General features: G+C 45.5%; 13 protein-coding genes. 9 read left to right on the top strand and 4 right to left on the bottom strand.

The window, feature by feature from the left end:
* Positions 1-320 precede the first annotated feature (320 nt).
* The 4 genes from ACFO8Q_RS06740 to ACFO8Q_RS06725 all read right to left on the bottom strand — a co-directional run bounded on the left by ACFO8Q_RS06740 (position 321) and on the right by ACFO8Q_RS06725 (position 2563).
* On the bottom strand, positions 321-827 hold the full coding sequence (locus ACFO8Q_RS06740; protein ID WP_380024961.1) for a hypothetical protein: 507 nt from the start codon (positions 825-827) through the stop codon (positions 321-323).
* Positions 828-843: 16 nt separating this feature from the next.
* The gene (locus ACFO8Q_RS06735; protein ID WP_380024960.1) at positions 844-1587 is read right to left on the bottom strand and encodes a hypothetical protein; all 744 of its coding nucleotides are present in this window, start codon (positions 1585-1587) and stop codon (positions 844-846) included.
* 470 nt (positions 1588-2057) lie between these two features.
* Entirely contained in the window at positions 2058-2222 is a 165-nt protein-coding gene (locus tag ACFO8Q_RS06730) for a hypothetical protein (protein WP_380024959.1), read from the bottom strand.
* Between the two features lie 107 nt (positions 2223-2329).
* A complete protein-coding gene (locus tag ACFO8Q_RS06725) occupies positions 2330-2563 on the bottom strand; it encodes an IS110 family transposase (RefSeq protein ID WP_380024958.1) in 234 nt (77 codons plus the stop codon).
* Positions 2564-2724: 161 nt separating this feature from the next.
* Between ACFO8Q_RS06725 and ACFO8Q_RS06720 the strand changes: the two genes are divergently transcribed.
* The 9 genes from ACFO8Q_RS06720 (at position 2725) to ACFO8Q_RS06680 (ending at position 12854) form a co-directional block, all read left to right on the top strand.
* Positions 2725-3249, top strand: coding sequence for a hypothetical protein (locus ACFO8Q_RS06720; protein ID WP_380024957.1), 525 nt, complete (start codon positions 2725-2727; stop codon positions 3247-3249).
* A gap of 472 nt (positions 3250-3721) precedes the next feature.
* Positions 3722-4030: a hypothetical protein gene (locus ACFO8Q_RS06715; protein ID WP_380024956.1), complete on the top strand. Its 309-nt coding sequence runs from the start codon at positions 3722-3724 to the stop codon at positions 4028-4030.
* A gap of 382 nt (positions 4031-4412) precedes the next feature.
* Positions 4413-4622 carry a hypothetical protein gene (locus tag ACFO8Q_RS06710; RefSeq protein WP_380024955.1) on the top strand — a complete coding sequence of 70 codons (210 nt, stop codon included), beginning with the start codon at positions 4413-4415 and terminating at the stop codon, positions 4620-4622.
* A gap of 184 nt (positions 4623-4806) precedes the next feature.
* Positions 4807-6093, top strand: a complete 1287-nt coding sequence (locus ACFO8Q_RS06705) for a GAF domain-containing protein (protein ID WP_380024954.1) — start codon at positions 4807-4809, stop codon at positions 6091-6093.
* Between the two features lie 197 nt (positions 6094-6290).
* Entirely contained in the window at positions 6291-7277 is a 987-nt protein-coding gene (locus tag ACFO8Q_RS06700; protein ID WP_380024953.1) for a tetratricopeptide repeat protein, read from the top strand.
* On the top strand, positions 7165-9003 hold the full coding sequence (locus ACFO8Q_RS06695) for a DUF2194 domain-containing protein (protein ID WP_380024985.1): 1839 nt from the start codon (positions 7165-7167) through the stop codon (positions 9001-9003). Before ACFO8Q_RS06700 ends, ACFO8Q_RS06695 begins: the two co-directional genes overlap by 113 nt.
* Entirely contained in the window at positions 9000-10412 is a 1413-nt protein-coding gene (pelF, locus tag ACFO8Q_RS06690; protein WP_380024952.1) for a GT4 family glycosyltransferase PelF, read from the top strand. Before ACFO8Q_RS06695 ends, pelF begins: the two co-directional genes overlap by 4 nt.
* Before the next feature lies 1 nt (position 10413).
* Positions 10414-11940: an exopolysaccharide Pel transporter PelG gene (gene pelG, locus ACFO8Q_RS06685; protein ID WP_380024951.1), complete on the top strand. Its 1527-nt coding sequence runs from the start codon at positions 10414-10416 to the stop codon at positions 11938-11940.
* Positions 11937-12854, top strand: coding sequence for an NAD-dependent epimerase/dehydratase family protein (locus ACFO8Q_RS06680; RefSeq protein WP_380024950.1), 918 nt, complete (start codon positions 11937-11939; stop codon positions 12852-12854). The genes pelG and ACFO8Q_RS06680 overlap by 4 nt, the downstream gene beginning before the upstream one ends.
* Positions 12855-12860 lie beyond the last annotated feature (6 nt).

The raw sequence follows: 12860 nt of genomic DNA, 5'->3' as shown, positions 1-12860 counted from the left end.
TTTCCGGTGGAGTGAATGCAATCCATTGAAGGAAGGGCCAATGCTCCCCCCCTAAAAATCAACATTATCCTTTAACAGAGCTTTTTCAAAAAAAGCTGTTCAGACCCCTAATACGAAGGGGCTGTCCCAAAAGTCATTTTCGGAAAATCTTTGCCCCATTCAGTAACCAAATTTGAACAAAAACAGCTATCCCGTACCACTTATATTGTGATACGGGATATATTTCTGATTCGTTTTTGGGTCTGCATCATTTGTCAGCACGCTTTTGGGACAGCCCCTTCGTTATCAACACTTAGGGTATAAATCCCTTTTTGTTGGAATTACCGATAGGAGAATCCCATCAATGCTACTCCAGTTTCTGCATCTACAACTATGTTGTTTTCGGTAATCATATCACCTTTCGACCCTGCTGGAGCGCTTGTCAATTGGGATAATCCTTTAAAAGAGACTATATAAACTGGTAACTGATCCATATGTTTTTTCTCTTTAAGTTTAGGGTTCTTAGCAAGAGCCTCTTCTGAAAATAGCTCAAACTCTGGGTTTGTCATTAAATGATACTCTACCGTTACTTCTTTTGCGTCCTTTGTAAAGTAACTGAAAGCTTTCTTCGCATTTTCAATTGCTGTCTTTTCGTCAATTATTGCAGGTTTGGTAGGAACATCGAGTTTCGTTTTTGCAAACTTTAGCTTCTCAAGATCATGTTGTGTCTTTACATTTTCCACTTGGGCTGAGGCTGTATTCAGATTATTGCTAGAGTTGTTGATTAGAAGAGCCCCTCCAAACAGAGCTACAGAAGCCACAGCTATAAACAGAGAAGTTTTCTTCATCTACAGGTTCCTCCTTTTATCTACGTGAGTCCCAAAATTCAATATAAGACTGAGATTGGTCGGTCTTAGTAGAGGAGTAATTCGACTGATCGTATTTTCCAACTCCATCACTAGACATATTTAAAGTTGGTGAATAATACGTGGTGTTGTTAAAAAAGTACCTTATATTTGAGAACCGCGCATGATTTGTTGAAGTACCAGCATAAGCCGCTCTGTATACATCCTCTTGAGATACTAGTTCTTCATAATATTGAGCGCCCAATGAAGTAAATATTTTAGGATACGATCCAATTTTTCCGCCATCTACAGTGCCTTTCCAGTCACCAGCCTCATAATATACGCGATAACCATGGGTAGTATTTTCAGCTGGCCCGACAGCACTAAACACTCGATAGAAGTGACCTTTACGATCGTTATGTTCCCAAAAATAACGGACACCTTCGCCGTTTGTTTCCCCACTGAATACACCGTTCGCTTTTACCCATCCCACCTGAACATACGGTACTTTGTCAGCTCCATTCGAATAGGTCCCAACAATCATTGGCCAGCCATTAGATGCACTTGGATAGAAGGTATCAGGGTAGGATGGTGTTTTAATATCACAGTAGACGCTTGTCATCTGCCCTGATGAAGAATCAGGATACTGTGCATAGCCGCCAGTATAGACATTAGTTGGTCCAGTCGCAGCAATCGCACTAGTCCCTAGTAGGATTGATAATAAACCTGCCAAGAACGCGGTTGATAGTTTTGGGTCCTTCATTATAATCCTCCTATAAAATGAGATTCAACAATAATCAAACAGTAAAAAAATAGAATGTTATATGGGTAAAACAACTCCTTTTTAATAAATTAAAATTTATTTTTCATATTTAAACTATAATACTTTTTTTACCATGACAAATAGTGTAAATGATAGTATTCCATAATAAGGTAAATGATTCTTCATTTTCCTCCCGTTATTAACGTTTCTCATCGTTATACAAAATTTTGTGGTCAGTCACTAGTGTCGCATGAAAACGTCAATGGTAACAGATACTAACAAAATGCAATATATGTTCAGGTAAAAGTCCGTGTAACCTTTGATCATCTAGTCGTGTCTAACCTTGAAATGAGTCTTTTTAATGGGAGGGTAAGTCTGAAATCGACAGTAGATGTAACCACAAAAGTAAAAAGGCATAACAAACAAGCCATCAAAAGATGACCAAATAGGAAAATATGAAGGTTAAATGATTAGGTTGCAGCCGCCATAATACGATAACCTTGAGCTTGTGCCAACAAAATCGCTTGTTCTACCGGAATTTCACGGTTTACTTGACGAACATCGGATCTTTTATACAAATCAGGGTTATAGGGTTCTTTGTTCTTCAAGATGTGATAGATGGCCGTTAACAGCATTCGCGTAATCGCAATAATGGCGAGTTTGTGGCCTCTGCGCTTTTTCAGTTGTAAGTAGCGGTTTCGGATTTCGGGATGTTTCTCGCTTTTGAAACCGTCAAGCTGTTCTAGAGCCGATTCTTCTCGCTCGATGAAAAGTTCGTCAGCTTAAAACTGTAGCGTATCAGGTCGCGGAGCTGACGGATCGGCAAGGGAGGCATAAAGCTTCCCGCGACAAGGTCATGCTTGAACAAATCGGCAATCCATTGGGCGTCCTTTTCGTCCGTCTTCTTGCCACGAATGGCCTTGATCTGCGTGCTCGAAGCGACACTTATTTGTGCTTGGAAAGGCAATCTACACATATAAACATGCGGTCACCTCATAATTGGGGCGACCCACTCACCCCCGCGTGATTTGTAGTGTACTGGTATCCCTGTGAATCAAGAATACAAAAAAATCGATCAAGCTAACGGATTTCATTCCGTTTTGTGCCTTGAGCGAAGCGAAAGGAATGGGTATAAACATGAAAAATGCCGCTCTGCTGCTGCTGTTCCTTGGATTTACACTTTTTGTAACCGGGTGCAGTAATTCTTCATCCACGAAACCACAGTTAACAGAAATTGAGTCTATCACGATTGTAGGTCCTTGTACTGGTGCTTTATGTGATAAGTCATTTACTTTGTATCCTTCAAATCCCGATGACAGAAAAATCATTGATAAGATAGCTAACTGGTTTAATTTATCACATGTCGTTGGAGATGCTAAAAACGAATTAATAGCTGTAGGTTCATCGCCGAGAAGAATTGAAATTAAATTAAAAAACGGCGAAGTTTTAAGGATTCAATCTGCGGTGGAATCAGTTGAAAAGACAAAGGATGGCTATGAAGTGACTGCTGAGGATGTAATGAATCAGATAACCGTTTATCAAACAGATAAAAAACCGCTTCGAGTGAACTCGCCCGAAATAAAAGCATGGATTAACGAAAAATGGAGGGAAGACATTACAAATGACCATTTGGTTATGTTCAGAAAGTCAGACATTTTTTAAATAAGGGGATGTCCCAAACTAACATGATCTAACGATTAGGGGTACCCCCAGCAATTGTCATACGGTAAATTTCATTCCATTTCTGCGTTCATGAATACTGGATTGACTGATTTATATTTGCAAAATCGAATAGTTCTCGACAGAGTACGACAAAGTACTCTGTTTTTGTGCGCTTGGCAGCGCCATCGTGCTAACGGGTGAGAGACCCGAACACACCGCGGGGTGGCGGAAGTGTATAGCTGACCTTAGCTGACCCATAGTGCTCTGGCCGTGAGGCAGGGTGCGGAGGATGGGAAGGCAAATCCCGGCACAGGCGGCATATACCATGTTGGCTGGCGGAGCCGGATAACCCTGCAAGAGAAGGGAACGTCCAATACCACCATTGGCTTCGAAAGTTAAGAGGACTGGATTTGGGGGAAAGCCGATGACGTGACCCAAGGAGATCTCATCGTCTCCGCAAGGCGGTAAGCTGTTGGACAAGTCCGCGATGGATAAGACAATAGTTATGGATGGTGAGAAGTCATACGAAGGGATAGTAGCGAAGAAACTCGCAGGAAAAGCCGCAATGGCGAGTGAATCGGTGCAATTGTTGCCGATGCAAGCCCTGAACCAAAAGGCGGGGACTTGGTGCGAAGCCCGGAACCGTGGAAGAGAAACAGATCTAACAGGACATCATTCCAGCATCAGACAGAAGCCGGGGAGCCATGAAGCGCGTAGAACCGGGGTCGAACATACGGGTAGACCGTCTGGGACAGGGAATGAGCACCGATTGCCTAAATAGGCTAGGACAACCGCTTAGAATAACCCTTATTGCATGGAAACCGTAGCAAGAGCTGTTTTCGTGTGGGAGTTACGGAGGAAATGGAGAAAGTGGACAGTACATTCGATAGAGGACAACACGTGAGTTCTCTAATCTGAAATCTGATCAGTAACACTTCCTCGAATTTCGGATGTAATGATGAACAACATCCCCAAAGGGGATAATCACGGAGGAGCCGTATGCGAAGATCCGCACGTACGGTTCTGTCGGGATAAGTTCTGTGAGAGGCCCATGAATTTATTCATGGGCCTACTCGATGTATGAGAAGGGCTGCTTCGCGGAAGGTGGAAGAACAATGAATCCTACAAAAGATGTCTTTGTTGCCCGGTTTAAGAGATAATCAATGAACTGTTCAAACCCCGATTGGACATGTAAGAAATGCGGCGGCATTTTTCCTGGAAGTGAATGGATTCGTATCACAGATGACTATGCAGTCACTGAAGGCCCTCTTGCTTGTCCGAATTTAGGTTGTACCGCGCTTGATCAATTTGATGAATTGAGTTCGTCTCAACCAGTAACGGTAAAGGAGATAAGTTTTTATAAAGATGAATAAGCAGTGAAATAGGTACTAGATTAAGAGTTAAACGATTCGACAGAGTGTGACAAAACACTCTGTTTTTCTATCATTTTCGACTTCTTTAATGATATAATCACATCAAATAACACGTATTGCAGCGGATGATTGCTGGCTGATTTCAGTACCATTTGGAAGGTCACGGAAGAAAGGGGTTGAACTCGTGCCAAATCTGAAAAATCGGTATTCTGCGACACTGGAAGTATTGATTGGTTTGGCACTGATGATCGCTTTTATACCTGCCGGGATACTGATTGAAATCAATCCTCAACCGTTCTTTATTGTGATCCTGTATGGAGCCTTGGTGTCGGGTGCTTGGGTAGGGGTGCTCGCCGGAGTGGTTTCGTCGCTGCTTTTCATTGGACTATCCTTTTATGCCACGGGATTTTCCGTGGGGGTATTTAAGGAATTCCTCATGGTCAAGCCGGAATTGTTTATCATTCCAGTTCTTTTTTTATTGCTTGGATATCTGGTAGGGGAGATTCGAGTCCAGTGGCAAAGACGGCTTGAACGCTTGGAGGAGCAAACAAGGGTGGCGGAACTGGAAACAGAGGAAAAAACAGCCCGTCTACGTGAAGCCGAAGAGACGATTTTGGAGCTGCAAGGCCGCATTCTTGGACAGACGGCCACCATGTCAAGACTCTATCAAATCGCGCAAAGCCTGAATGTGTTATCAACCGAAAAAATCCTGACGGAGTTAATGGGTGTGCTGGAAGATTTATTGGCTGTTCAGCAGGCAAGCATTTACCGTATAGAAGAAAATCGACGTTTTGCCCGATTGGTTTTGCGCAAAGGTGATCTGGTGTGGCAGAATTCGATTTCATTGGAGCGAAGTGACATATGGCAGAAAATCTTTCGAGAAGGCAAGGTTCTGACGTTTGTGGATTTTGAAGAAAGGCCTGCCCCAATTTATGCGGTACCGATCCATTCCTCGCTGAGAATCTATGCGGTAATTGTCATACATCGCCTCCCAAAAATCAAGGTAAACCCGGATTCCAAAAAATTGCTTTCGGTGCTGGCTGACTGGGCGGGATCTTCCTTGGACAGGGCCAATGCTTATGAACAAGCCAACCTGATCATAGCTCGTTTTCCGAGAACTATCGTGCTGCGGCCTAACTTTTTTCATGATCAGTTAACTCTGGAACACGAACGTTTCCAACGGTTTGGCATCCCGTATACCGTCCTGCAGTTGTCGGTCAAGCTGAATCTTCAGGCAAACGAAGTTCCGGCTTATCTAACGCAATTACTTACCGGACGCATTCGGACTTGGGATTTAGTGACCTGGGAAGAGGAGGAAAAGCGAATCAGCTTTTTAATGCCGGGATTAGACAAAGACTGTTCCCCTCTCGTGCAGATGCGAATCATCAAATTGTTTGACAGCAGTTCCATAATGATTCTTTCTTCCAAAACACTAACCAATGAATTTCCGATTTTGACCGTAAGGAGCTAACGGAGCAAATGGAACAGAATACATCCTCTATGTTTAAACCTGTTCCGGGCCCTCGCAAGGAATTCCACTCCCACAGGCGAAGGGTACCCACGCGGCACCTCCCCTCCATACTTATATTTGGTTGTTTTGCACTGGTTGACTGTCTCTTATTTGGTCTGTTGCTTTATATCGAAGAATTGTGGGTAGGTGTCCTCCGAATGGCGCTTGCAGGCACCGCCGTTTATTTTGCCCAGCCGTTTTCGAACAAAGAGATTTGGTCCAGCAGGCAAGCCATGATCTCATTTACGGTCTTGCTTCTCCCCGGATTTGGAGGGGTAATCGGGGCGGTTTGGTCGTGTATCGCCACACGCCCCACCGGTGCCTGGGAAGATGTGCCCGTTGATTCGAATCTAACCCGTTCCAAGATAGACTGGGAAAATGCGCTTGAAGTGGTTCCGATCGTTGATGTGTTGACAGACGGGGGGGTCAACCAGAAAAAAAGGATTTTGCTTTACAGCCGAGATTTGTCAAGTAAAGTGAATGTGCCTGTCACCCGTTTGGCTTTGGCCGATCCCGATCCTGAAGTTCGGTATTATGCTGCCGGCTTGATAAATCGGACGGAGACATTATACCTGGCGGAAATAACCCGACTTGAAAAAATCGTTTTGGAAAATGAAAACGACCCACAAGCTTGGAACAGTCTGGCAGATGCATACCATGCGATGGTTGCGGAAGGGATTTCTGGAGATGAGCTTGGCCGTTTTTATAAAGAAAAGAGATTGCGCACTCTTGAACGAAGCCTGTCAATCAATTCCCATCAACCGCTTACGGCAGTGCGGCGGGCAGAAACATTGTTGTCCTTGGGAAGACAGCGGGAAGCCGTTGAAGCGGTTCGGGATTTGGTTCATTCCACCGAGCGTGATCGGGCTCTTGGTGTATTGCTGTCCGCAGCCTACGATCAAAATGACCAATCGGAGATCGACCGGTTGGCTTCTATGATAAAAGACCCGGAGAAGTTACCGATTGAACTGCGGGGACTGGTTGATTTGTATAAAGAACTCAGGGAGAGGAGAGTCGAGGATGAAACGACATATGCAGATTCTGCTCTACGCGGTTCTCACAGTAATCGCCGCAATAGGATTGACCTTTCGGATCAGCAGCTTCGCAGAGCAAGAGAAGAAGCAGCCGCAGGATACGACAATTGAATTCGAGACGATCAAAACTTCTGCAACCCTGAATAGCGAAAGGGTTAAATATCTGCTGATTGTTAAGGACGGCGGTGCAGACAAGCAGTTTTCAAACGTACCCCCGAATTTAAAAATGGCCTTTTATTACTCGAAACTTCCCCTTGATTTGATTACCTGGGAGGATTGGAAAAAGGCCCCCCGGGATTTGTCTCCGTATAAAGATGGAGCAGTCATCCTACTTGCGGAAGACCAATCGGATTTAAAATGGGCAGACCGATTCAGGGAGTATGTCGAACAGGACGGGGGCCTGCTGGTCAATGCTTGGCGCAGTCCCAATTCCCCCTTAAACGATTTTTTTGGAATTCAAGGAATTCCGGTTTTTAGTTCTGAAAAAGTTGCCGGCCTGCATTGGACGTCAAAACTGTATCCTGGCTTGAGTGAAGAGGATTTATCAAAAGAACAATTGGTTTCATCCTCGCATGACATCAAATTAACTCCAGAGATGGAGGTATGGGCAGAATCGATTTATCCTGTCCGAGTCCCTTACCTCTGGTACGGAAAACGGGGGAAGGGCAAAGTTGAAGGTTGGAATTTAACTGCGATCGGGGAGAAATCTTTCCGAGGCGTGTTTATACAAGGGGTACTTAAAGCCCAAAAATTCTCGGTTAAGGCGAGTGTCGGAGCACAAGTTTGGTATATAGACGATTTCCCGGCTCCTGTCGGATTTGATCAAAAAACAAAATCAAACAATACGGGAACAACGGATTATCAGTTTCGGTTAAATCGCTGGAATCCCGATATGCAGCAGATAAAAAACAAATACGGAATCCGTTATTCAGCAGGCGTGATTCTGAATTACAGTGACCAAGTGGTTCCTCCGTTTTTACTGCCCAAGTATCAGAGACTTTTTAGGTTGGAGCAGGCTCTCATAATCGGAGATGGAGAGCTGGGACTGCACGGATATAACCACTTGCCCTTTATGCTGGAATATACAAAACAACAAAAAGATCAATTGGGCTACCCCGTTTGGCCCTCAACGGATGATATGAAGCAGTCCCTGCATGTTGCCCGTGAAAGCTGGAAGCATTTGTTTCGAACCTCCTTGCCGACGATGTACATTCCGCCTTCAAACGTTCTGTCCTACGATGGAGAAAAAGTACTGCTTGAAACATTTCCGGAGATTAAAACGATCAGCTCCATTTATGTGGCAAATCAAGCAGTCAATGAGTTTGAACAAGAATTTCTTCCAGATCCAAAGTTTCCGCAAATAATGGGTACGCCGCGTGTATCTTACGGATATGTGTTAAATGGCGATCAACGTCTGAATTTCTACAGCGCGATCGCTAATCTGGGAATTGTGTCCCATTTTAATCATCCCGACGATGTCTTCGATCAAAATCGAAACTATGGACTCAATTGGTCGGAATTGCATGCCTCTTTTGATAGTTTGATCGGGAATGTCCAGAGTCAATTTGGATGGCTGCGACCCTTGTCGGCAACCCAGCTTTCGGAGGCTCTGCGGGTGTATCATCAAGCCCAAATGTACATCGACCGCCGTCAATCGGGTCTAGTAAGCATTACCCTAACCCCACTTAAGGGGCCGATTTTCCTAGAAGTTCGCGTGCCGGATCTTTCGAACTGGGAAATCAAGAAGGGGGGAACCATCGTCAACACAAACAGTGAGTACGGCATTTTGTGGATACGGGCAGACGAACCCGAGGTTGTGCTGGAGGCTTTACGATGAAAATCATATTGCTGCTGGAAGGGACCTATCCCTATGTGCAGGGCGGTGTTTCGAATTGGACTCATCAAATGGTTCATACGATGAAGGATTGCCAATTTTCCTTGGTATTTATCGGAGGCATCCGTCAGGCAAATGCACGCTATCGATATACATTGCCGACCAACATCGTTGATATAAAGGAAGTTTACCTTCATGATGCGGAGACGGTCAGTGGAGAACTGTACGGATGGAAAAAACGGGAACAGGACGAGATGAAGCGTTTCTTTATCACGGGTGAACTCCCTTCAGAAACAACTCTGGCCAAATTGAGGAACAACAGGTATACGCCAAACGCCGAGGCGATCATACGGGTCAAATGGGCTTGGGAGGCCACGATAGAAACTTATCGGTCCCTGCCAGGGGCCCCGAGTTTTGCCGAGTTCGTGTGGAATTGGCGCTCGATGTGGCTGCCGCTTTTACGATTGCTGTGTTTGCCGCTTTCCGAAGGGGATTTGATTTACAGTCCATCGACCGGATATGCCGGTTGGTATGGGGCTGTCATGCACCGATTAACGAGTCAGCCGTTTGTTGTTACGGAGCACGGAATTTATATTCGGGAAAGGGAAGAAGAAATTGCAAGAGCCGATTGGATTCCCAGTCCGTTAAAAACATGGTGGAATCAGTTCTTTTTTTATTTGGGAAAAACGGCGTATCAGGAGGCTGCATATCTCACTACCCTTTCGGGCGTGAATCAGGCGGCACAGGTAAAATACGGCGCGGATTCCGGGAAAATGAGATTGATTCCGAACGGAGTCGATTTATCGAAGTATAGAACTATTTCACCGACACCCGGCAGGCCGTTTACGATTGGAGCGATTATGCGGGTAGTCCCGATCAAGGACGTAAAGACACTTATACGGGCGATGGCCATTGTAGTTACCAAGATTCCGGATGCAAAGCTCATGATTATTGGACCTCAGGATGAGGATCCGGATTATGTCTCTGAATGTCTGGCATTACTTGACTCTCTGGGAATCGCTGAATCCTGCATTTGGACAGGACCTGTCAATGTTGTGGAATACATGCAAAATCTTGATTGTCTCGTGTTGACATCCATATCTGAGGGACAGCCTCTGGTTTTGCTTGAAGGAATGGCTGCCGGCATGCCTTGTATATCCACTGACGTGGGAGCTTGTCGGGAATTGATAGAAGGACTTCCGGGAGAAGACAGGGAGCTTGGCCGATGCGGCTTCGTGACAACTCTCATGAATCCCGAAGAGACCGCCTCAGCGCTTTTGGAGCTGGCCAAGAATCCGGAGTTGAGAATTTTGATGGGGCGCATAGGCAGGGAGAGAGTTTCAAGATATTACCAATTTGATGACGTAATGAAAAAATACCGTGAACTATTCGAAGAAGCGGTGGGAGTTTAGAATGGCTGGAATCGGTTTTACGCTGCAAAAGGCGTTGGGTGGGGCGCGACTAAACAAAAAAGTAGGGGTATATGGAGCGGCGGCATTCGTAACCGCAGGACCATGGCTCTTAACACTAATCAGTTTGTTTGCCTTGCTCTCCTGGGGATATTATTTCGGAATGACCACGGAACAGAGGGACCTGTTCTTTGCAACTGTGACGTATGCGACGATTGGTTCGAATTTGATATCCGGCACGGCTCAATTCGTTCTGACTCGTTACTTGGCTGATGCACTGTATGTCAATTCACCACAACGTCTATTGAGTGCATTTACTTCGATTTTTGTATACAGCGGTGGTGCCGCTTTAATAGGGGGGATTGTTGGCCAATGGTTTCTGCCCCTTCCTTTTCCGTATCGGGTTTGGACAGTTCTGTTAATTGTCATCCTCACGCTTCTATGGTTGTTGATGGTCTTGATTTCAGCTGCGAAAGCCTATCGAGACATCGCGTACGGTTTTCTGATCGGGATGGCCTTTTTATTCATTGTGGCAACCGGCTGGGGTGTTTGGATACAGAGCGGAGGACCGGTTCCGCATCCTACGAGCATACTTGCTTTGTTTGCAATCGGACAGGGATTTACGCTTCTCTGGGTAGGGAGTGTGGCCATTCGGGATTTTTCCGGGCGAATTCCCGTTCTGTACAATTTGCTGCCGCAGCACAGGCGCTATCCGGAATTGCTGTGGATTGGATTGTTCTATGCGTTGACCTTGTGGGTGGATAACGGCGTGTACTGGTTTTCGGAACTGAGGGTGAAAGTGGCTGATTCTTATCCATTGGCTCCAACTTATGACTTGGCCAAGTTTTTTACATTTCTTTCGTTCATACCAGCTCTTACTGCGTTTTCCGTACAGATTGAAACAAAATTTTACCTGGTTTACAGGCAATTTTATAAGTCGATCGAACAGGGAGACACACTGGCACAAATTCAGGTTTACGAAGAAGCGTTACGAACAGAGGCTAAGCGCGCAGTTCTGACGATTGCCAAGATACAAACCGTAATGGTTGTTCTGGTTTGGGTGGTTGCTCAACAATTATTCGCAACCTATCCCGATGTGATCGAAATACTGCAGTGGACGATTATCGGAAGCATTCCGCATATATCATGGATTACGGTATTCTTGCTGCTGCTCTACTTCGACGCCCGCAAGAAGGCAATGTGGTGCATAGGTCTGGGGTTGTTTGTGATGTTTCTGTCTTCTTTTTTGACAGAACATTTCGATTGGTGGACTGGCACAGGTTATTTGATGGGGGCGGTTGTCATGTTATTTGTGAGCTTCTTGTTTTTAAACCGTCAGGCGGAAGGATTGTTATACTATGCTTTCTACGGGGCCAACCGTTCGATAGATAATGAATTGCCTCCGGCAGCCCTTCCAACAGCGTCTCAAATAAAGAGAGGGTTGCCGGTGGTCCGGGAGGTTTCGCCAATCGGGCAAGATTCAGGTTTGCAGACGGAAGAGAAAGGGAATCCAAGGGGGCGGGTGTCTTGAAAGTACTTGTTACGGGAGGAGCCGGGTTCATTGGTTCTCACATTGTGACTGAATTGTTGAAAAACCAACACGAGGTTGTCGTTGTTGATAACCTGTGCAGCGGGGACCGTCATAATCTACCGGCAGATATCAGATTCGTGGTGCAGAATGTGGTTTCCAATCTGAATCCTCTCTTTGAACAGGAACGGTTTGATGCGGTTATCCATTTGGCCGCTCAAGTAAGTGTACCTTGCTCAATTCAAGACCCCTTGGGTGACCTGCGAGTGAACCTGGAAGGTCTTTTATGGATTCTGGAAGCATGCAGACGACATCAGGTCAGAAAAATTGTCTTCGCTTCTTCGGCGGCAGTCTATGGTCCCCCCAAAAGCCTGCCGATTACGGAAGAGCATCCGTTGATTCCGGTATCTCCATACGGACTGACTAAAAAATCTGCAGAAGAGTATCTACGAATCTATTATCAATTGTATGGAATCGAATTTACGGTTCTTCGTTTTGCGAATGTGTATGGTCCGCGGCAGTCGGTGAGAGGAGAATGCGGGGTTATCGCGATCTTTGCGGATGCGCTTTGCAGAGGGAGAATCCCTACAATCCACGGTGATGGAAGTGCAACAAGAGATTATGTGTTTGTGGAAGATGTTGCCCGGGCTACAGTTTTGGCCCTTCATAAGGGACACTGCGATATTTTTAACGTATCGACGTCAATGTCCGTCGAATTAAATCAGTTGTTTGCAAATTTGACTACCCTATTGGACAGGCAAATTAAGCCGAGCTATGGTCCCTCAAGAGTAGGAGATATCCAACATTCAAGACTTTCAAATGAGAGAATCCGGAATGTGCTGGGTTGGCAACCGGAAATCGCATTGCAAGAAGGGCTTGAAAGAACGGTGGAATGGCTTCAATCGGTCAGGCGCTAATGTTGG

Origin of the sequence: Effusibacillus consociatus (assembly GCF_042652925.1) — a bacterium.
Lineage (GTDB): Bacteria > Bacillota > Bacilli > Tumebacillales > Effusibacillaceae > Effusibacillus > Effusibacillus consociatus.
The sequence above is the reverse complement of the archived record's forward strand: the minus strand, read 5'-3'. Positions and strand labels throughout refer to the sequence as shown.